Here is a 21,227-nt window from a genome sequence, read left to right as displayed (position 1 = left end):
AGTATCTTTTTCAGCTTTGGCACCGGAAGTACCTTAGATGCAATGGCCACAAACGATTACGAAGCCACAATGCTAAACGCCAATACCAACTATACAGAAGATCCGCAGCTAAGAGGAATCTCAAGAACCGTAGATGGTGGACTTGATCCTCGACCTGCTTCTGATGCTCCTGTATATGGTAAGGCTGTAAATCTTGACGATAGCTGGTTCACTAATGTGAACTATGTTGGAGCCTTTGACGGTTCAAACTGGCTGGCAGGATGGACTGCCCTTGATGCTTATGGTTTCTTGGGTGAAGGACTTGTAACCGATATTGAAGATGTTGTGACTGAAGTACCAACGAGTATTGAGTTGAAACAAAATTACCCGAATCCATTCAACCCAACTACACAAATCAGCTTTACTCTGCCCCAGGCACAGCAAGTAACGCTGAAAGTGTATGACATGTTGGGACGGGAAGTAGCAACGCTTGCTAACCGTGAGAATTTCTCAGCCGGTAGTAACACCATCAACTTTGATGCTGCGAATCTGTCAAGTGGTATTTATATCTACCGATTGACTGCAGGAGATATTTCAATGACAAGACAAATGACTTTGATTAAGTAGTTTGTAGCTTTTTAGTCAAAATATACGTCTCACATCACTGTGAGGTGTGCTGATCAAGGAGAGCCCCGAGGAATTGGGGCTCTCTTTTTTTTGATCGCAGATTTTTGGGATTGCACAGATTTCACTGATCATATATCAAAAAAATCTTCCGGCAATGTTGATTATAAATGGAAAGAGCCATATATTTATCGTATAATTACGATATACGATTATGGCAATTACAAAAGCAGATTTATTCAACGAAAAACAAATTAAAGCAGCAGAGTTTGCGAAAGCTATTGCACATCCGGCAAGGATTGCGATATTGCAGATTTTAGCTAAGACCAATGCCTGCTATTGCGGAGACATTACCGAAGAACTACCACTTGCTCAGTCAACGGTATCTCAACACCTGAAAGCATTGAAATCAGCCGGCATTATAAAAGGTGAGATCGAAGGAATACGTACTTGTTACTGTTTTGATGAAGAAAATCTGGCTGAATTTAAATCCGTGATGGAAGCTATGATTGATGAAATTTCAATACCGGACGCTAATTGTTGTTAATGTTATTAGAACCAGCAGATCAGGTATGTATGTATTCCACATGGAATGTTCGCAACAACAATAACTGGAAGCAGGAGCCTGCCTTTGTTGGCAGACAGGCTTTCAACTATGCATTACCCAGCGGAGCTTGGTAACGAGTAACATCGAGATTAGAATTCAATCAATACATTTTTCAAAATTAATACCAACTTAGCTATGAAATCCCAAGTAAAATCACCCGAAGAACTCAAAGAAACCGTTCGTAAAAAATATTCAGAAATCAGTGAGCAAGGGAAAGATTATAATGCCCGTAGCTGTTGTGGTACCGGTGGAGAATCCACCAAAGTGTATAATATAATGACAGATGACTATAGCGAAATGAAAGGCTATAACGCTGATGCAGATCTTGGTCTGGGATGTGGACTTCCTACCCAATTCGCAAAAATCAAAAAAGGAGATTATGTGATCGATCTGGGTTCCGGTGCCGGTAATGACTGCTTTGTAGCCCGACATGAAACGGGCGAGAAAGGAAAAGTGCTCGGAATCGATTTTGCACAACCCATGATAAAAAAAGCCAGGGAAAATGCAGATAAACTCGGATTCAACAATGTGGAATTTCGTTTTGGCGATATCGAAGACATGCCTGTTTCCGATAACGTGGCAGATGTAGTGGTAAGTAACTGCGTACTGAATTTGGTACCCAATAAACCCAAAGTGTTTACAGATATTTTCAGGGTACTTAAGACGGGCGGTCATTTCAGCATCTCAGATATTGTATTGGAAGGAGAACTGCCTGAAGCTCTCCGCGAAGACGCTGAGATGTATGCAGGTTGTGTAGCAGGAGCCATTCAAAAAGAGGATTATCTGAAGCACATAAAAAAAGCAGGATTTGAGAACATTACCATCCAAAAACAGAAACCAATTGAGATCCCGAATGACATCTTGAGTATTTATTTGGATGAGCAAGAAATGGCTGAATTCAATGAAGGTGGGCCGGGTATCTATAGTATTACGGTGTTTGCTCAAAAGCCGGGCGGTGCAAAGGATAAAGTAACTATGCTTGGGTCTGAATCCGCGGGAATCTGTGAGCCCGGCTCAGGATGTTGTTAATAGTGTGGAAACCAGCGGTTCCATCATGTATTTCGAATGGGATGTTCGGAATGAGCCTGAAAGTCTCTTTGATGAGGTTTTTAAACAGGCTGTGTGATTGGTAACGGGAGGATCGGAAGGAGTTTAACTGGAAGCAGGAGCTTCCCAATATGCGTTACCAAGCAGAGCTTGGTAACGAGTAACAATGAGAATATTAATGAGTAGTATGTATCCAAAACTAAAAACATGCATCGATGAGGTGGAATTAAATTTCGATTCTGTTCCAACGGAAAGAAAAGAACAGCTTAGGGAGGTAGCCAATTATATTCATTCCAAAATTGAGAAAAATGAAATAGCTAAACTCAACTTTATCTGCACGCATAACAGCCGTCGCAGCCATCTGGCACAAATTTGGGCGGCAACAGCGGCTCAATATTGTGAAATTGAAAACATCGAAACATATTCAGGTGGAACTGAAGCCACGGCTTTCAACCCCAGAGCAGTAGCAGCTATTGAAAGAGCGGGATTTAAGGTAGAAAACCCGGGTGGCAATAACCCGATGTATGAAATTTCATTTAGTGAAGATGTTGCTCCCATAGTCTGTTTTTCAAAAAAGTTTGATGATGACTTCAACCCAAACAAAAACTTTGCTGCTATTATGACCTGCTCAGATGCCGACGAAAACTGTCCGTTTGTGCCGGGAACCGAATTTCGAAAACCAATCACTTATCGCGATCCAAAAGAAGCAGATGGAACCGATCGGGAAGCTGAAACTTATGATGAACGCTGCAGGCAGATTGCCACGGAAATGTTTTACATGATGAATGAAATTCAATCCAAGAAATAATAACCTAATGAGGTTAAAACCATGAATACCCAAACTTTTATAAACACCTTAGTTTCCAATACCAACAAAAACCTGTCTTTCATTTTACCCGATGATACCCGTCTTTCAGGCGACCTGCATATCACAGAAATTCAAAATCATAAGGTAGATTCTGTAGATTGCGGAGGAAATCCTCATCAGTATGATGAAACAGTGGTTCAGCTTTGGATCAACGAAGCTTCGAAAGATGTAGCAGAATGGAGAACCGAGAAAGCACTGAAGATCTTTGAGATTGTTGGCAAGAAAATTGAGTATAAATATGATGCAGAACTCTACATTGAATTTGGAGATTCAGATCACCCAACCATTCGCTATTCAGTTGGGCGTATTGTAAAAACATCACAGGATGTAACTATTATGCTCAAGGTAAAACCCACCGTTTGTAAACCCCGCATTGATACCACCGGGGAATTGGCCGCCTGCTGTTGATTTTTAGGCTAAGGCAGTTCGTATTTATATTTTCTTAAAATTAGGATTGTAATTTATATACAACGTTCACAATCCAACTGTAGGAGGTTCATTATGAAATTTACTCACGCAATGCTTGCCCTGGATCTGTCACCTTCCAGTGATGATTTAGTCCACGGCATATCAGATCTTAAAGAAATTGGTATTCAAAAAGTGACTCTATTTACGGTAGTCACCAAAGAATATCCAAATGGAAGAGAAAAGTTTGAAAAAGCAGCCTATGAAACGAAGTTAGCTGCCTATGCCCAGAAACTTCAGGAAGAGGGTATAGATGCGGAATGGAAATTAAAAGAAGAAATGGGCTCTTTTGAACCAAAAGAAATACTCTCTGAGGTGAAAGGAGTTGGCGCAAACTTTTTAGTGATCGGTAACAAAGGACACAATTTATTAGCTGATATGTTGCTGGGAAGTGTAGCCTCAGAAGTTATTCACAGTGCCGATGTTCCGGTACTATTGCTACGTATTTCTGATAAACCCGGTACAGGAGATGTATCCATTTGCAAAAATGTTCGGAGAAATATTTTGCTGCCCATTGATTTTTCGGAAGCAGCCGATGGGGCGATGAAAGCTTTTGAACAAAAGGAGTTGAGGGAGTCTACAGTTACTGTATTTAATGTTCAAACTATGCCTAAAGAAGCTGAAAAAGATAAACTTCAGGAAAGAGTGGATTATCTCAAACGCATAGGTGTGAAAGAGGTTAACAGCGAAACTAAACACGGTAATATCTGGATTGAAATCACGGAGTATGCTGACAAAAAAGACATGTCTATGATTGTGATGGGATCACAGGGAAAAGGATATTTGGAGGATGTCTTTATAGGCAGTAACAGCCTTCGTGTAGCCCGACATACTTCAAAACCACTTCTATTAATGCCATTCCAAAAATAAATACCAATAGAATAACTATAGAAACAACTCTAAAATATATTAATGGCTGATAAACAAATTGCGTTCTTTGAAAAATATTTAACCCTGTGGGTGTTGTTATGCATTGGCATTGGAATCGGGGTTGGTTATGTAGCGGGTGATTCTATTCAAATCATAAGTGACTGGGAGGTTTATAAAGTAAACATCCCGGTGGCCATCCTCATTTGGCTGATGATTTACCCCATGATGCTTCAGGTTGATTTCGCCTCGCTCAAAGAGATTGGGAAATCTCCAAAAGGGGTAGTTTGGACTGTTATCATCAATTGGGCTATCAAACCCTTTACGATGGCCTTTTTTGCATGGATCTTTTTTGATCAGATTTATGCAGCGTGGTTATCTCCCGAACTGGCCGACCAATACATTGCCGGAGCCATTTTATTGGGAGCTGCTCCCTGTACCGCGATGGTATTTGTTTGGTCGTATTTGTCGGATGGTGATCCAAATTATACCTTGGTCCAAGTTTCGGTAAATGATATTCTAATTCTTATCCTTTTTATTCCAATTGTGGGATTGTTATTGGGTATCACCGATATTACCATTCCCTGGAATACGCTGGCAGCCTCCATTATTGTTTTTGTTGTGATTCCTTTGGTTGCAGGTTATTTAACGCATAAAGTCGCTATTCGTCAAAAAGGACAGCAGTGGTACACCAAGACATTCCTCCCAAAATTTAAGCCGGTTTCTATTTCAGCATTATTAATCACGCTTATCTTATTATTTGCTTACCAGGGTGAACGTATAATCGATAAACCTATTGATATTCTGCTAATTGCCATTCCGCTAATCATACAAACCTATTTCATCTTTGCACTTGCATGGTATGGAGGAAAGAAGATCGGGTTGCCGTATCAGGTATGTGCCCCAGGCTCTATGATTGGCGCCAGTAATTTTTTTGAGTTGGCCGTAGCGGTAGCGATAGCTTTATTTGGCCTTCAATCCGGAGCAGCTTTAGTAACGGTTGTAGGAGTGTTGATCGAAGTGCCGATCATGCTCTCGCTGGTGAGTTTTGCGAATAAAAGCAGACTAAAATATTAAGTAAGAATTCAGAATTCAGAACTCAGCGAAGCCCATCTGAATTCTGAGTGGTGACTCCTGAGTTCTCTAAATAAAAAAACTTTCCACTTGCAGAACTGTTTATAATTTCTAAATGTTAGGCTAATCAGAAATCCAAACAAACAGGCTGAACCATTGATATTTGTAACACGAAGAGCTCACTTTAACGCTGCTCACCGACTTCATAATCCCAATAAAAGTGATGACTGGAACCGGGACACCTTTGGGAAGTGCAATCTCCCCAATTGGCATGGTCATAACTACGTAATTGAAGTTACAGTAGTAGGCGAGCCTGATCCTGAAACCGGTTTTGTGATTGATTTGGGACAATTGAAAGCTATCATCAAAGAAAAGATTTTGGATCCCTGTGATCATCATAACTTGAATCTGGATGTGCCTTTTTTGAAGGGAATAATTCCCACTACGGAGAATTTGGTTCGGGCTTTTTTCGAACAACTTAGACCTGAAGTAGAGCAAGCTTGTACAAACGGGGGGAAACTTTATATGGTGAAATTATTTGAGACGGAACGAAATATTGCAGAATACTGTCCATATAGAAGAATTTAAAAGACTATTCATTATCCAATTAGCAGTAAGAGAAGACCTATGATCGCAAATGAAGTACAGCGTTTTTACGACCCCACATTTACGGTAACCCCCGAATACAAAGAATCTTTACCAGATCTGCAGAACGGTCCGGCCTCACTCATCGAAGGAGCAAATGTGCCCATTCAACAAGTGGGTATTTCTAATTTTAAGCTGCCGCTGAAGTTTAGGCGAAGGGAAGGAGACCCCATCACCCTTGAAGCTTCTGTAGATGGCTACGTAAGCCTTGAAATGGATAAAAAGGGTATTAATATGAGTCGTATTATGAGGACCTTTTATAAATTTCAGGATAAGGTTTTTCATCTCGACCGACTTGAAGAAATACTAAAAGCTTATAAAGAAGATCTTGAAGCACAAGAAGCTTTTCTGCAAATTTCTTTTAACTACCCAATGTTGATGGATAGCCTTCGCTCTGACATGAAAGGCTACCAATATTACCAGGTGAAGTTTGAGGGGCGGCTCGATAACTACAATCAGTTCCACAAGCACATGCACCTCGATTTTGTGTATAGCAGTGCATGTCCTTGCAGCTACGAGTTGGCAGAACATGCCCGGGAAACCAGAGGGGTGGCTTCAATCCCGCACAGCCAAAGGAGTGTAGCAAACGTAACGGTTGCCTTAAAAGATGAATTTTTTGTAGAAGACTTGGTCCAAATTTGCCGAAACGCTTTAAAAACGGAAACCCAGGTTATGGTAAAGCGCGAAGATGAACAAGCCTTTGCCGAGATGAATGGTGCCTATCAAAAATTTGTGGAAGATGCCGCGCGCCTGCTTTACGATGAACTCGACAGCTACAACAGCATCCGGGATTTTGTGGTACGTTGTGTACACATGGAAAGCCTGCACAGCCATGATGCAGTAAGCAGAATTTGCAAAGGACTGCCCAACGGCCTGAGATAAGCTACTTCACCATTCGATCTATTGACTTGTTGTTCACTCGTAATTCAATTCCTTTGAGGTGCGATGGCACGAAAAATTGTTTGCGATCATGGGTTGATAAACCATGAAATGCTACCCGGCTGCTGCCTGTTGAAATAATGAAGATTAACAAAGAAACTTCATTTATGGAAAAGCAAGAAGCACCCATTAGAAACACTCCATTCTCAGAAAAAGAATTAGATCACTTTCGACATTTGCTCGAAGTAGAAAGAAAAAAAAGCCAAGAGAAAGTTGAAAGCTATGAATCTCAATTAGAGGATATGGAGAAGAATTTGGATGATACCAGTTCTTCAGCATCTCATCATCAGGGCAATATTGGAACGTCAGAGGATGAACGGGAAAAGTATTATATCATGATTGAGAAAGAAAAAGAAAAACAAGAAGAGATTAACATGGCATTAAATAGAATTGAAACCGGTAATTACGGAATTTGTAAAGTGACCGGTAATCCTATTCAAAAAGAACGACTTGAAGCCAAACCCTATGCTAAATACAGCATTGATGCCAAAAAAGGGGACAATTAAGATTTCTCATCCCTCAAACATTATTATTTAAGGATTATATTAGAGCCCTGCAGATTTAGCAGGGTTTTTTCTTTGTAAAACTTCCCGTTCTGTTTCGCACATGGACAGTAAAAAGCCTAACTTCAATTTTTTACAAAATATTTATAAAACCAATCTATGAGAAATCTCTACTATTCATTTCTGACCACAATTGTACTACTCTTAACTTTCGATGCCGCCCATGCCCAACTCTTCGAAGATTTTGAAGATGGAAGCAAAGGCAGTTATGCCGCCAGCTCGGTCACGCTTTCCACAGGTGATTGGTACATGGAAGAAGCACTTTTAGGAAGCTTGCCCAACGATAAATACAATGGCAGTCAGGGAGTCCGGATGGACCGTCGGGATGGCATCGCTGCGAATATTTATATGCAGTTTGATAAGCCTAATGGCGCCGATGAGGTTTCTTTTTACTTGGCACATTATGGAGACCTGGCTGAAGATGCCGCTTTACAGGTTCAGTATTCCGTGGATAGTGGATCAAGTTGGACCAATATTGGGGACGAAATAACTGCACCTGAAGAGCTAACTGAGTATTCCATTCCAGTAGAAATAGATGGAGATATTAGATTTAAATTTATTCAGTCATCCGGAACTGATCGCATGAATATCGATGATATTCGCATCACCGATTATATAGAACCGGCTGATGATGCGACAATTGCAGTGACTGTTGATGGTAGCGGAGCAGAAGCAAATGCAACTATTGATTTCCCTACTACAACAATTGATGCTGAAAACTCAAAAACACTGGAAATTAAAAATGTCGGAAATGAATCACTGAACATCTCAGAAGTATCAGTGAGCGGAGCCGGGTTTACGGTGTCAAATCTTAAGGATTCTTCTTTAGCATTTAATGAAACGACTGAGCTAACCCTCACTTTTTCACCGGGTAGCGAAGGTGCTTTCCAGGGAAGTGTAACCATTGAAAGCAATGCAGTTAATTCTTCCTCTTTTGGATTAAATTTACAAGGTAACGGCATAGCTACTGATGAGGTAATTCCTATTGCTGAAGCCCGGGAACTTTCTTTTGGTACACGAGTTACGGTAGCCGGACGGGTAACCGTTGCAGATGAGTTTGGGGGACCTGCCTTCATCCAAGATGGTACGGCGGCAATTGCGGTTTATTGGACTCCTTTGCACGCAGCAGCTGAAAGAGGAGATTCCGTGGTTGTAACAGGCCCGCTTACGGAATTCAATCCGGTGGACGGTCCCGAAGGAGATTTCCTGACTCAAATTGCAGAACATGAAGGGGATGATGATATCAGTTACGAAATTATTGACACTGAAAAACGCGAGATTGAACCGGCAGTTATCACCATTTCACAAATGAATGCAGGTGGATTCGAAGCTGAGTATGTATTAATTCAAGATGTAAGTATCGATCATTCCGGAGCATTTCAGGGCGAGCAAAACTATGATATTTCTGATGGAAGCGGACAGGGAACTATCCGAATTGATGGAGATGCTGAAAGCTTGGTTGGTACGTCAGCACCTGACGGAACCGTAAACATTGTTGGAGTTATAGACCAGTTTTTTGGCACCTATCAGTTAAAGCCAAGAGATGCGGATGATTTAGGAGTTGAAGAAGTCACTTTTCCCGGTGAGGATATATCTAAAGATCAAACCTTTGAAATTGCTACCTGGAATATTGAATGGTTCGGCTCAACCAGTAATGGACCTGAAGATGAGGAAACACAATTTGCTAATGTAAAACAGGTTATTGATAGCGTAGATGCTGACCTTTATGCTTTCCAGGAAATTTCAAATGCTACTCAGTTCGCTGATCTTGTGGCAGAGTTGGAAGAATATGGTGGTGTTATTGCCGACTTCTCCCAGTCGCAAAAAACCGCTTATCTATTTAAAAGAGCAACGATAGATTCTCTTGATTCAGATGTAGTAACCGGAGATTTCTTTACCCAACAATACTGGGCCAATGGGCGATATCCGCTTATGTTTCAATTTAATGCAACGGTAAATGGAAAAAGCCGGGAAATGTATGCATTTAATATTCACGCCAAAGCTTTTGATGATGCCGGATCTTACAACCAGCGCGAGAATGCTGCCCGGGAATTAAAAGGTTATTTAGATAATCTGCACTCTTCGGATAACGTCATTTTTATTGGAGATTATAACGATACAATTACAGGGTCTATTACCGCAGGAGAAGAGTCACCTTACAGCGAATTTGACAGTGATCAGGACTATACCATTATCACTAAAAATCTGGAAGAGAAAGGATTTGATTCTCAGTCTTCAGGGTCTATGATTGATCATATCACTATTTCAGACGAGTTAAACGATGAATACATCCCTGGAACCGAGAGGGTGGAAAATACATCCTACATCGGCAGCTATATAAGCAGTACTTCAGATCACTTCCCAATTTGGACTCGATTACAGTTTGAGACTATCGTGACGAGTAACGATGAGGAATTGGCTGCAACACCACGTTCTTTTGAGCTGGAACAAAACTATCCGAACCCTTTCAACCCAAGTACAGTGATCAGTTATCAGTTGTCAGATAACAGTACTGTGACGCTGCAGGTTTTTGATATGCTTGGAAGAAAAGTGGCCACCCTTGTTAACAACGAAAGAGTAGCATCCGGAAGCCATGAAGTGACTTTTGATGCAAGCAATCTCTCCAGTGGAATGTATATTTACCAACTCTTCACGGACAGTGGCTTACAGCTGACGAAGAAGATGATGCTTATCAAATAAAATGAAAAGGCTTTGCGAATAATTACTTATTTGTAAAGCCTTCTTTCATATGTATAAACTCTATTCAATAATAGATTTTATAATCTGTACTGAACAGAAACAAAGGTTCCTACCGAATATAATTTCACATTTCCCCAACCAACATTTTGGACGGGCACTTTAATGAAAGGTTCTGCACGTAAACTGAAGTTTTTGTGGATATCCAGTTCATAACCCAGTGAAAAACCGATGTTGCTCATGAAATGAGCTTTCCCTGATTGCACTGTTTTTTGCTCAATTTGGCCGGGATTGGGATAGTCATAATTAAACCGGTAATCCTCATTGAGCATGATATAGGTAGAAACACCGGTTTTGAGAAAAAATCTGGAAGAATTAAACTCCCGAAAATTATACTCCAGGTTGATCGGGATATCTAAAATGATGCATTCAGCAAAAAGCTGACTTGGGTTACTCCCATTTGTTGGAACAGAGTATGGATCATAGCCTTGTGAATTTACATTGTATCGGACTTTGGATTGAATGATACCGGTGGATATGGTGAATTGACTATTGATTGCGTATCCTACATTCAACCCAAATTTATATCCCGGCTGGTCAAAGTTGGAGAGTTTGCTTACTGTACTCAAATCAGGCGAGCCGGTAATTCCTATTGAAAAGCGGGAAGATGTTCTCCTTTGCACTGAAGAAAAATCCTTATCAAGTTTTTTGGTAAAATGGGGCAAGTAATTAGTATTGGCAGAGGCATTTGCAATCAGTTGATTTCTGCGGACCGGGTTGCTGTTATCTGAAGAAATTTTTTGAATTTCAACCTGCTTAGTGAAGAGATCTTGGATAAAAGCTTCGGCAATTTGTGTATCAGGAACCTCCTGCGGCAGCTCGTTTTTGTCTGTAAGCTGATCAACATCAGCAATTGTGGTATTTATGGTATCATCACTTTCAATTGATGAAGAATCAGCGGTGGGTTTCGCAGGCTGATGTTCAGCAATATCATCAAAGTCATCTTCATTCGGAACTATCGGGATATTATTACTACCAACAGATGAATCCTGGGTAGTTTCAGTTGGCTTAACCTGACTTATTTGTCGATTCAGGTCATTGATCTTATTGGCATTGTTGTAGATAAAATATCCCAAAACTGAAAAAATCAGGAAGGCTGCTGCTGCGGCAAGCCGTGTTTTTCTCTTGTAGGAAAGGATAGTTTGTTTATGGTCTAATCGTTTTTCAAGATCTTGCCAATCCTTTTCCCTGAATTCAATATCAAATTCTTCTGCTTTATCGCGGAAGAACTGCTCCAATGGGTCATTTTCATTATTCTTGTCAGTCATGACGATCAGGTTGGGTTAAATTTTGTTCCAACAAATCTCTTAGGTTACTTTTTGCTTTATGAAGGTTCGATTTTGAAGTTCCTTCCGATATCTCAAGTTTTTGCGCGATCTCTTTATGTGTGAAACCTTCAATCACAAAAAGGTTAAAAACGGTTCTATAAGCCGGACTTAATTTTTGCACCATTTCAATCAGTTCATCATAAGAGATTCCGCTTATGATCTTTTCTTCGTTTCGAAGTGGTTCTTTATCGGAAATGGCATCTGTTAGCTCCCGGCGTTTTTTATTTTTATGAAATTTATTGATGGCAGTATTAATGACAATACGGCGAAACCAAGGCTTAAAAGATCGATTCGTATCAAATGTCTTGATGTTATCAAACACTTTCATGAAAGCATCATTTAGAGTTTCAGCTGCTTCATCTCTGGAATCAGCATACCTGAGAGTGATACTCATTCCATATCCATAGAACATTCTGTAAAGTTCTTTTTGGCTTTCCCGGTGTTGCTTGCAACAACCATGTATAATTTCGTCCAGCAAAAGAAGATTATTTTGGAATAACTATTATGATTGCCTGTATAGAGTTATACCATTTCTAAAATTTTATATCAAAACTATTTTTTGGCAGATATAATTATAGGTCAATTTCTGCCTAAACCGTAAACACGATGAATATTGAATCCAAACCGGAAACTACCTTCCCAAAGTTTGTCACGGTTATTGGCCATAATAAAAGCTTCGTTGTGCCATTGGGAACTGGCAAAAAACAGCTGAAAAATATGTCCGCCTGTATCAATATTTAATGCTAAGGCCATAGCATTTTCAGATAAACGGTTTCGCTCTCCTAAAACAGGCAAGTATTCTGCACTTAACGCATACCTGTTGTTCAATTCATAGTTTAAGAGCATCCCAATTCCAAAAAGCTGATCGGGGTTACCGATCGATGGATTATTAAAATGAGCTATCATCGGAGATAATTGTACACTTAAATGGTCAAATTTTTTAGCTGCCATGACTGAAGCAAAGTATGTGAGTCGATCATTGAATGTGAGTCCAACTCCTGAAAGCGTACTTATATTAAGGGAAGTCTTGAGGGCAACATCGACCGGTATATTTTCTGATCTATTTTGCCGAAGCAGGTTTACTTTAGTGCGAAAGTCAACAACTTTGTTGAATGTCATTCTGCCAATGCCAACCGACCAACGATCATTGATACCATAATCCAGGCTGATTTTAGTGTTGGCCCCATCATCCATCCCAAAGAAACGATCGATACCACCTTCAACCAATCCAAAAGTATGAATCACAGAGCTGCGAAGATTTTGTCCATCCACGTTAAAAACGGTACCGAGTCCTACATTCGTAGGCGCCCAAAACGTACGTTCTATCACAGTATTTTCTTGAACACGTTCTCTTGGAAGTTGAGCTTTTGCGTCAACGCAAAACTGTAAAAGTAAAAAGGCGGCAACGTATATGAGGTATTTCATAATTAGTAATAGATTTTGATTGAAACTGACTCATTGATCAGAGTAGAATGCTTCTTTTGATTGAGGCTTTAGTTCGATATTCAGCGAGATTTCTTGAATATCATCCACCTTGTAAAAGAGGACACCTGGTGGTTCGATGTTATAGTCGCTGAGTAAAAGTGACCACCCGGCTTCCAAAACAAGGTTTTCGTTTATCCAACTTAAAGCACCATCAATACTTACAGTCTGGGTTTTTCCATTGATCGTAAACTCACCAACAGTTGTTACCGGTTGCTTATCGGAAATATTTCTGAATTCGAGATCTTTGAAAGAACCTGTAAATTCCGCAAATGGATGATCTTGGGTATTTAGGGTTTCGTACATATCCCTGTCACGTTTTCCAATCCCGGTTTTAAGAGTGTTTAAGTCAATGTAGAAGTCAATCAGATTTTCCTCAAAATCAATCAATCCGGTTAAATGGTTTGATTCTCCGGTAAAAGAGTGAAGCGGAACATTGGAAGAAAATTCTACATATCCTGAGTTTGAATAATAGAGGGTATCGGTGCTGGTGGTATCAGGATTTTCAGCAACTAATACTGAAAGACACAGTAGCAGGGCTTTAATAATCATTACTATCACTATCTGATTCTACAACGGTGACTGTTCCAACCATTCCATTGTTTACATGGGGTCTGCAGAAGTAATCAAAGGTACCAACCTCTTCAAAGGTATAAGAGAATTCTTCATTCTCAGCAATATTACCACTGTCAAATATTCCATCGTGATCTCCATTGGAGCCACTGGTTACCGTATGAATTAAAGTGCTTTCATTCACCCATGTAACGGTAGTTCCAACTTCAACTTCAATATTCTGTGGGGAGAAAGACTGTCCAACCATTTCAACCTCGGTACCGGAAGGCTCGCTTCCTCCATTACCATTTCCATTGTTGTTATTATTGTTATTTGTTGTGCCTGATGAGTTATCACTGCATCCAATCATTGAGAAACTAATCAAAACAGTAAAAATGAAAAGCAGTAATGGATTTTTATTTATTGATTTCATGGCTAAAAATATTTTATAGTTAATGCTCTATTTTTTAGCCAATACAGTGTAAAAAGCGAAAGGGTTGCCTCGGTTATAGAGATTTCTAAATTACTTCAACCAACAGTTTTGTATTCCTGAGTTTGATAGTACTTGGGAGTGGAGTCGATACGGGCATGCAGCCAAAAAACGCCCAGCCCTGAGGTACTCAGCCATTTTGGTTCTGAACCGATTTCTTTTACCATTTCCTGTCCAACCATTTTCCAAAACTCCTGGATTTGTGATTCGGGAGCCTCCCTCACAAAATTTCCAATCTGTGTGTAAGTAGAATGGTCTGAAAAAGGACAGGGGACAACGAGTTTTGCATCTCCACCTAAATTTGGAAAAGTGACTACTTCTTTATCAGACTTGAAATATGAATTGAATGTATTTGAGTCAGGTTGTACGGTGGATAAATGATCGCTTTTCACCAGGTTACACTCGTACGGTTCCTTTAGATGCTGTTCTGTGAAAGGTTTGTTTTCCCAAAAGAAAGCATCGAAAGTACATTCAACTAATTGCTTGTTATAAAATTCTACAAAATTGTCGTTATCTCTTAAAAGCGATAGAAATTTTTTATGACTGATTGTTGATTTCTCTTCGAAGACTTTAAATCTAAAATGATTAGAAGAAGAGGAGATCTTCTGAATAGTCCACATAGCCTGATCGGAGTTTATCCTTGCGTTAAAAGCACCAGGCTGTCTTCTAAAGCAGCTACAGAATGTTCAACTTTAGCAGGGATATCAATTTCATCAAACTGCTTTAGCCGCTCGTCTTTTTTGGATTGATGATAAATGACCTCGCCTTCAAGCACTAACAATTTTGTAGGGTGATGAGCAGTATGATCATCCAGCTTCATGCCTTTTTTAAAACCGAATACCAACACTTTAAAGTGATCTCCGGTGTGAAATGATTTTGCAATCGGACGATCTGCATTTTCAAGTTGTTCTTTGATAGCTTCTACGGTCATACTCATAGGATTTATTTAGTGTTTGCTATATCCTACAAAATTCAAAGCACTTTTGCAGAATGAGAGATTTAACTCCCTGCCGGTTATCAAGTTATTCCCCTTTATAAATTTTTCCACCCTTCATCACGAAAGAAACATTCTCAAGCGTGCTGATATCTTCCAGGGGATTGGAATCCGTAGCTACAATATCCGCCATTTTTCCGGCTTCAATGCTGCCGATCTGATCCTGCATCCCTAAAACGGTAGCTGCCACAGTAGTGGCACTTTTAAGGGCTTCCATGGCCGGCATTCCAACTTCCGTCATATAGCCGAACTCTTTACCATTGAGTCCATGTGGGAAAACGCCTGCATCCGTCCCAAAAGCTATGGGAACGCCGTATTCGTACGCTTTAGCAAAAGTATTTTGAATTTTGGGGCCAATTTCCAATGCTTTTGGTACTACGAGATCCGGATAATACCCTTCTACTTTAGCTTTCTCAGCCACCCATTTACCGGCAGAAATAGTGGGGACATAATAGGTTCCATTTTCAATCATTAAATCCATGACTTCTTCCGTCATATGCGTGCCGTGTTCAATAGTAAGTACCCCGGCTTCAACAGCTCTTTTCATTCCTTCGGCACCATGGGCGTGTGCTGCTACATGCATTCCATATTCATTGGCCGTTTGTACGATCGCATTTAATTCATCCATGAAAAACTGTGGTGCATCACCCGACTTAGCTACACTTAATACGCCACCGGTTGCGGTTATTTTGATGTGATCAGCTCCATTTTTGTATCGTTGGCGAACCGCTTCACGCGCTTCAGCTACTCCATTTAACACTCCATCAACAGGATCGGGACTGCCCATAAGGTCGTTTTTCCATCCGTTGGTAGGATCTGCATGTCCGCCCGTAGTAGCTAAAGATTTACCTACTGTGATGATTCTTGGCCCGTCTACAAACCCTTGGTTGATTGCGTTTCTCAATGAGATATTGACGCCTGATCCACCAAGTTCACGAACAGTCGTAAAACCGGCCATCAGGGTGCGTTTGGCATAAGCAGTAGATCGGAGGGCAAAATCAGCTTCATTAAAAGTGTATTGTTCCAAGTATTTTTGTGGATTGGTTTCACTCTCAAGATGAACATGAAGATCAATAAGGCCGGGAAGAACCGTTTTGGATGTAAGGTCGATAATCTCATCATTCCCATTTCCGGTAATATATCCATCCCGAATGCCAGATATTACTTGGTCTTCGATAATGATACTTACCTGATTTCGGGCTTCATCAGAAATACCATCTATTAAAGTTCCGGCGTGAATGATGGTTCGTTGTCCAAAAGCAGAAAGGGAGGTCAGAAAAACAAAACTTAGTAGTAGGAATAATCGCATTTTCATGGTGCTGGTGAATGAAGAGTTAAAGATATGTGATGAATATAGTGAAATGAAGTTAAATATCACGATCATCAAAAATCACGAAAACAGTGAAAAAAATCTTTGCTAAAAAATTCATTTACAGTTTTAATTATCATAGTTTTGAGCTTTTAAAAGTGACCAACAGATATCAATGATATTAAGTTTTTTATTATTCATAGCAGGATTGCTCATATTAATTGGGGGAGCAGAACTTTTTCTAAAATCAGTAGATAAATTTGGTGTTGCATGGAGTGTGTCGCCGGTGGTAATGGGACTAACCGTTGTTGCTTTTGCCACTGGTGCTCCGGAATTAGCGATCAGTTTGCAGGCGGCTGTTGATGGTAAACCTGACTTGGTGGTGGGTAACATCCTGGGAAGTAATATTGCAAATATCTTATTGATTTTGGGGATAGCTGGATTGGTGAGCCCCCTAAAAATAACCAACCGTATCATCAAAATTGATGTGCCTATGGTCATCGGGGCAAGCGTTCTTTTGTTTCTGTTGGCTCGAGACGGATTACTTTCTCCCCTGGATGGCGGTATCATTTTAGTTGGTTTGATTCTCTACTCGTTGTTTATGTATTTCCAAATCCGCAAAGACCGGGCAGATAATATTTTACAAAATGGGGGGGGAGTTGAACTCAAAGAGCCGGTTTCAACAGGTTTTTATGTGAAGTATGTTTTGATACTGCTTGGGGGGTTAATCATGATTGTAGCCGGATCTCGGTTTATGGTGCATGCCGCAGTAGAAATTGCCGGCACCCTTGGAATTTCTGAGCTGATTATAGGACTTACTATTGTCTCTATAGGAACTTCCCTTCCTGAAGTGGCAACTTCAGTTTCTGCGGTAAGGCGGGGTGACTCCGACACGGCCGTAGCCAATGTTATGGGGAGTAACTTATATAATATTTTACTTACTCTAAGTCTTACCGTGCTGATTGCTCCCGGCGCCATTGACGTTTCTGCTGAGGCCATCAAATTGGATTTTCCATTTATGATTATTGTGGCAGCCGGTTGCTTGCCGTTGTTTTGGCCGGGAAAGGTATTGGGAAGACCGGAAGCCTTTGGGTTTTTAACGTACTATGGTTTGTATCTGGGATATTTGGTACTCATTGGACTCCAACACCCATTCAAAGAACAGTTTGAGGGCATCATGGTTTGGGTGGTGATTCCAATAACCATCTTGTTGATTATCATTAAGTTTGTGCTGGATTATAAGAGAAAGCTGCTGTAGGTTCTAACCTGAGTTTGAGTTATACTTAGTATTTGATTGTCACCCTGAGCGCATTTGACTTATATTAGGTTTTACTGTATTCCGCGACCCCGAATGCTCTGGGCAAAGTTCTAGATATCCGGTAGTGTTAAACATTGAGACCCTTCGCGTTCAAGAAAGGTGATATTTTTTGCTTTTTTAAGCGCTCAGGGCAACAGGTTCAGAGAGCTTTTATCTCAAGCCCAGGTTTTTATATTCTTCCGTCATAACAAAACTTGCAACAATGAATCTAAGCCATATAAAATGTAGCGCCCTTCTGCTATTTGCTGTAATTGGGTTTTTAATCAGCTCTTGTGGAAATAACTCCTCCCAAAATTCAGCACCTGATATTGATGATATTCTATCCTTCGAAGCACAGCTCATACATTCTTTTGATCATACCGGAGATCGATATTTTGATCATTTGGGGTATGACAGTGTGGTTTTAGAAAATGGGAATATTGCTTTTGCAGATCGTGAACTATCCAACATATTTATTGTAAATAGTGAAGGGGAGCTTCAGAAAGTGATAGAGAAAGGGAGAGGGCCGGGCGAAGTATTAGATGCATATAGCTTCACCAAAACGAAAGAAGGTCACGTTTTTACATATGATCAATTCAACGATAAAATTCTTCACTTTGATTCAAATTTTGATCTTTTGGAAGAATGGATTCCTCAGAAGAATAATAACTTTTCAGTAACAAAAATCTTTTCACTGGAAAATGAGCAATATGTTTTTGAAATGAGTTCTTATGATTTTTTGAGAGATGAAAATAAAGAACGTGAAAAAATATTTTCAAAATATTACCCGGATCAGGAAGAATATGGAGAATCATGGGTTTTAAAGGCCAAGCCCTTTGCATTGATGATTATAGATGGTGGAAATGTAGGAGGGGCCGGACCGATACCTTTTTCTTTTGATCTGCTGACAGCATATAATGCTGAAGGGCAAACTATCTTTATTTTTGATACCAGATCTTCCATTGTAGCAGAGGTAATTTCAAGTTTTGATACGCTTTCAACTACGCAAATCAATTTACCTACCGAACGTGTTAGCAGTGCGGAGTTAGATTCATTACAAGATGACTTCGGAGAGAATGATGTTACAAATGGTGACTTTTGGAATAGAGTAGAGGATCAGATTCCAGAAATAAAATCTCCGGCTTCAAAAATGATCTACCATAAAGAGAATTTTTGGCTTAAATCAAATCTATCCGGGAGTTATGAAAAATGGTTTGTAGTGAATATGAATGGAGAGATTAGTCATGTCGTAAATCTCCCTAAAGAAAGCATGCTCATGCATGTTTCAGATTACCACCTCGGTGTGCGCCTCGATGATGTGACTTTTGCTTTGTTCACCAACCCCAAGCCGGAAGGATTATAAAAGGCTAAAATTGAATTAAGACTTAGGAAATTTTGAAAATTGAGTTGACCAAAATTACTACGACCTTAGAAAAATAGCGCCTGTCGCGTACACTTAATGTCGGGGGTTAAGAAGGTGACGGAATGGAGAGTATTGATATTCTGTCAATCGTAACCCATCCATCACCCCGCTCTAGTTGAATAAACCCATTTCACACTATCAAAACGAGCGGAAAGATGGATTCACTATTTTTCAATTTTTATACTTTTTTCAGTTTTTAAAATGCTTTGCATAATTAACATCCAAAATGTCCAATCTTTCAAAGTGGGTTTGCAGTCGCATCTGAAATTCCAGCCAGTTTTTATATTCAACCGGAGTCCAAAGCACTTCTGATAAAGCCGTAGCTCTTGGGTATGCCATATATTCTACTTTATCCCCGGAGTGGATGTATTCCGACCAAACGTTTCCTTGTGAACCCAGCACATGCTTGGCTTCTTCCTCTGAAAGTTCTTCCGGAACAGGCTCATAAAAGTACACATCTTCGACGGTCGTAAAGCCGCCTATTGCCAAAGGTTCAGTTTCGGGATTTGCCTGGTAATGATCAAAGTAATTGGAACCCCAGGGTGTCATAATCACATCATGGCCCATTTTAGCAGCTTCAATGCCGCCCGCTTCACCCCGCCAGCTCATGACGGTTGCTTGTGGAGCCAATCCACCTTCAAGGATTTCATCCCAGCCTATAATTTGTCGGCCGTGACTGTTTAAAAATTGCTCGATCCTGCCAATGAAATAACTTTGGAGCTCATGCTCATCAGCTAATTCTTCTCGTTCAATGACATCCTGGGCAATCTGACTTTCTTCCCATTGTGCTTTAGGTGCTTCATCCCCGCCAATGTGAATATATTTGCTGGGGAAAAGCTCCATCACTTCAGTAAGAACATCTTCCAGGAAGCTAAACGTTTCTTCTTTAGGGCAATAAATATCTTCAAAAACGCCCCAGGTGGACTGCACATGATATTCCTTTTCAAAACACCCAAATTGAGGATAGGCTGCCAGTGCCGCACTTGAATGACCGGGTAGCTCTATTTCAGGAATTACGGTTATGTGTCTCTGTTGGGCATATTCAACCACTTCTTTTATTTCTTCCTGGGTATAAAAACCACCATATCGAACATTGTCGTAGGTACCGGTTCCGTAATGACCAATCAAGGTTGAATCTCTCCACGCCCCAACTGATGTGAGCTTTGGATATTTCTTAATTTCGATCCGCCAGCCCTGATCTTCGGTAAGATGCCAGTGGAAGCGATTCATTTTATGCATAGCCAGTAGGTCTATATACTTTTTGACGAATTCGACAGGGAAGAAATGTCGTGCCACATCCAGGTGCATTCCCCGGTATTCAAACCTTGGGTAATCTTCAATCTCAATAACCGGCAGACTCCAATCCTGATTACTTGCAGCCATGGAAGGCAATTCGTGCTCTATAGCCGGAGGAAAAAGCTGTCGGAGGGTTTGAATCCCGTAAAAAAGTCCGGCTGTTTCTTGGGCAGAAATTCGGATTTCCTTTGGGGTGATGGAAAGCATATATCCCTCGGGATGATCCACTCCGATATCAGTATTCAGATCAAGAATAATTTTAGCATTCGTATCTTCTTCTGCCGATTCCATGCTCAGTATGTCATGATGCATCCAGGTGGCAGAGTAGATTAAATCAGCTACATATTCACCCAAGAACTGCATCTCCCCGGTGTTTTCAGAAAGGTAAATATTCGACTTTGAATCAATTTCAAACGTTCCTTCACCTGCATTGAAAGCAACCGGTTTTGGGATCACTTTTATGGGATAAGCCGTCTGAAAAGCAAAGAGAGAGCTTGTGAACAAGAGAAGAAAAAAAGTAAGGCTGAAATAGGTTTTGCCATTCATATAGTTGGAATATTGTTTGGATTGCCGTGGAAAATATAATAGTTAAATACGAGCTTTGATGATTTTTTATCTGCG

23 protein-coding genes are annotated in these 21,227 nt (G+C 40.3%); 14 read left to right on the top strand and 9 right to left on the bottom strand.

Translation table 11 applies throughout. The features are described 5' to 3' along the window. From RI561_RS09120 to RI561_RS09065, 12 genes are all read left to right on the top strand, one after another. The coding region (locus RI561_RS09120) for a T9SS type A sorting domain-containing protein (protein ID WP_395079928.1) at positions 1-606 on the top strand (606 nt) is incomplete at its 5' end. A 211-nt stretch (positions 607-817) separates the two neighbouring features. Beyond that, positions 818-1,150, top strand: coding sequence for an ArsR/SmtB family transcription factor (locus tag RI561_RS09115; RefSeq protein ID WP_395079927.1), 333 nt, complete (start codon positions 818-820; stop codon positions 1,148-1,150). Further along, positions 1,150-1,284, top strand: coding sequence for a hypothetical protein (locus RI561_RS09110; RefSeq protein WP_395079926.1), 135 nt, complete (start codon positions 1,150-1,152; stop codon positions 1,282-1,284). The genes RI561_RS09115 and RI561_RS09110 overlap by 1 nt, the downstream gene beginning before the upstream one ends. 61 nt (positions 1,285-1,345) lie before the next feature. After that, a complete protein-coding gene (locus tag RI561_RS09105; RefSeq protein ID WP_395079925.1) occupies positions 1,346-2,239 on the top strand; it encodes an arsenite methyltransferase in 894 nt (297 codons plus the stop codon). A gap of 205 nt (positions 2,240-2,444) precedes the next feature. Next, positions 2,445-3,065, top strand: a complete 621-nt coding sequence (locus RI561_RS09100) for a low molecular weight phosphatase family protein (protein WP_395079924.1) — start codon at positions 2,445-2,447, stop codon at positions 3,063-3,065. Positions 3,066-3,086: 21 nt separating this feature from the next. Continuing rightward, positions 3,087-3,533: a DUF6428 family protein gene (locus RI561_RS09095; RefSeq protein WP_395079923.1), complete on the top strand. Its 447-nt coding sequence runs from the start codon at positions 3,087-3,089 to the stop codon at positions 3,531-3,533. A gap of 93 nt (positions 3,534-3,626) precedes the next feature. Then, a complete protein-coding gene (locus tag RI561_RS09090) occupies positions 3,627-4,460 on the top strand; it encodes a universal stress protein (RefSeq protein ID WP_395079922.1) in 834 nt (277 codons plus the stop codon). A gap of 42 nt (positions 4,461-4,502) precedes the next feature. Further along, positions 4,503-5,534 carry an ACR3 family arsenite efflux transporter gene (gene arsB, locus RI561_RS09085; protein ID WP_395079921.1) on the top strand — a complete coding sequence of 344 codons (1,032 nt, stop codon included), beginning with the start codon at positions 4,503-4,505 and terminating at the stop codon, positions 5,532-5,534. Positions 5,535-5,687: 153 nt separating this feature from the next. Further along, positions 5,688-6,119: a 6-pyruvoyl trahydropterin synthase family protein gene (locus RI561_RS09080; protein WP_395079920.1), complete on the top strand. Its 432-nt coding sequence runs from the start codon at positions 5,688-5,690 to the stop codon at positions 6,117-6,119. 39 nt (positions 6,120-6,158) lie between these two features. Then, positions 6,159-7,058, top strand: coding sequence for a GTP cyclohydrolase FolE2 (folE2, locus tag RI561_RS09075; protein ID WP_395079919.1), 900 nt, complete (start codon positions 6,159-6,161; stop codon positions 7,056-7,058). Positions 7,059-7,222: 164 nt separating this feature from the next. Beyond that, on the top strand, positions 7,223-7,621 hold the full coding sequence (locus RI561_RS09070) for a TraR/DksA family transcriptional regulator (RefSeq protein WP_395079918.1): 399 nt from the start codon (positions 7,223-7,225) through the stop codon (positions 7,619-7,621). Positions 7,622-7,777: 156 nt separating this feature from the next. Then, entirely contained in the window at positions 7,778-10,378 is a 2,601-nt protein-coding gene (locus RI561_RS09065; RefSeq protein ID WP_395079917.1) for a T9SS type A sorting domain-containing protein, read from the top strand. 77 nt (positions 10,379-10,455) lie between these two features. Here RI561_RS09065 and RI561_RS09060 read toward each other — a convergent pair whose 3' ends face one another. The 8 genes from RI561_RS09060 to RI561_RS09025 all read right to left on the bottom strand — a co-directional run bounded on the left by RI561_RS09060 (position 10,456) and on the right by RI561_RS09025 (position 16,590). Next, positions 10,456-11,703 carry an outer membrane beta-barrel protein gene (locus RI561_RS09060; protein ID WP_395079916.1) on the bottom strand — a complete coding sequence of 416 codons (1,248 nt, stop codon included), beginning with the start codon at positions 11,701-11,703 and terminating at the stop codon, positions 10,456-10,458. Further along, a complete protein-coding gene (locus tag RI561_RS09055) occupies positions 11,696-12,241 on the bottom strand; it encodes an RNA polymerase sigma factor (protein WP_395079915.1) in 546 nt (181 codons plus the stop codon). The genes RI561_RS09060 and RI561_RS09055 overlap by 8 nt, the downstream gene beginning before the upstream one ends. A 101-nt stretch (positions 12,242-12,342) precedes the next feature. Then, positions 12,343-13,188, bottom strand: a complete 846-nt coding sequence (locus tag RI561_RS09050; protein WP_395079914.1) for a DUF5777 family beta-barrel protein — start codon at positions 13,186-13,188, stop codon at positions 12,343-12,345. A 30-nt stretch (positions 13,189-13,218) separates the two neighbouring features. Next, on the bottom strand, positions 13,219-13,797 hold the full coding sequence (locus tag RI561_RS09045) for a YceI family protein (RefSeq protein WP_395079913.1): 579 nt from the start codon (positions 13,795-13,797) through the stop codon (positions 13,219-13,221). Then, positions 13,787-14,230 (bottom strand): plastocyanin/azurin family copper-binding protein, encoded by a 444-nt coding sequence (locus RI561_RS09040; RefSeq protein WP_395079912.1) that lies wholly within the window; start codon positions 14,228-14,230, stop codon positions 13,787-13,789. The genes RI561_RS09045 and RI561_RS09040 overlap by 11 nt, the downstream gene beginning before the upstream one ends. 95 nt (positions 14,231-14,325) lie before the next feature. Continuing rightward, the gene (locus tag RI561_RS09035) at positions 14,326-14,907 is read right to left on the bottom strand and encodes a DUF6940 family protein (RefSeq protein ID WP_395079911.1); all 582 of its coding nucleotides are present in this window, start codon (positions 14,905-14,907) and stop codon (positions 14,326-14,328) included. A 14-nt stretch (positions 14,908-14,921) separates the two neighbouring features. Further along, positions 14,922-15,224: a hypothetical protein gene (locus tag RI561_RS09030; RefSeq protein WP_395079910.1), complete on the bottom strand. Its 303-nt coding sequence runs from the start codon at positions 15,222-15,224 to the stop codon at positions 14,922-14,924. A gap of 85 nt (positions 15,225-15,309) precedes the next feature. After that, positions 15,310-16,590 carry an amidohydrolase family protein gene (locus tag RI561_RS09025; protein ID WP_395079909.1) on the bottom strand — a complete coding sequence of 427 codons (1,281 nt, stop codon included), beginning with the start codon at positions 16,588-16,590 and terminating at the stop codon, positions 15,310-15,312. Positions 16,591-16,765: 175 nt separating this feature from the next. Here RI561_RS09025 and RI561_RS09020 point away from each other — a divergent pair, with 175 nt between their 5' ends. Next, positions 16,766-17,848 carry a calcium/sodium antiporter gene (locus RI561_RS09020; RefSeq protein WP_395079908.1) on the top strand — a complete coding sequence of 361 codons (1,083 nt, stop codon included), beginning with the start codon at positions 16,766-16,768 and terminating at the stop codon, positions 17,846-17,848. A gap of 262 nt (positions 17,849-18,110) precedes the next feature. Then, entirely contained in the window at positions 18,111-19,250 is a 1,140-nt protein-coding gene (locus RI561_RS09015) for a hypothetical protein (RefSeq protein WP_395079907.1), read from the top strand. Positions 19,251-19,499: 249 nt separating this feature from the next. Here RI561_RS09015 and RI561_RS09010 read toward each other — a convergent pair whose 3' ends face one another. Beyond that, positions 19,500-21,152, bottom strand: a complete 1,653-nt coding sequence (locus tag RI561_RS09010; RefSeq protein WP_395079906.1) for a beta-N-acetylhexosaminidase — start codon at positions 21,150-21,152, stop codon at positions 19,500-19,502. Positions 21,153-21,227 lie beyond the last annotated feature (75 nt).

Source organism: Gracilimonas sp., assembly GCF_031581265.1.
Classification (GTDB): Bacteria; Bacteroidota; Rhodothermia; order Balneolales; family Balneolaceae; genus Gracilimonas.
This window is presented reverse-complemented; position numbering and strand designations above follow the sequence as displayed.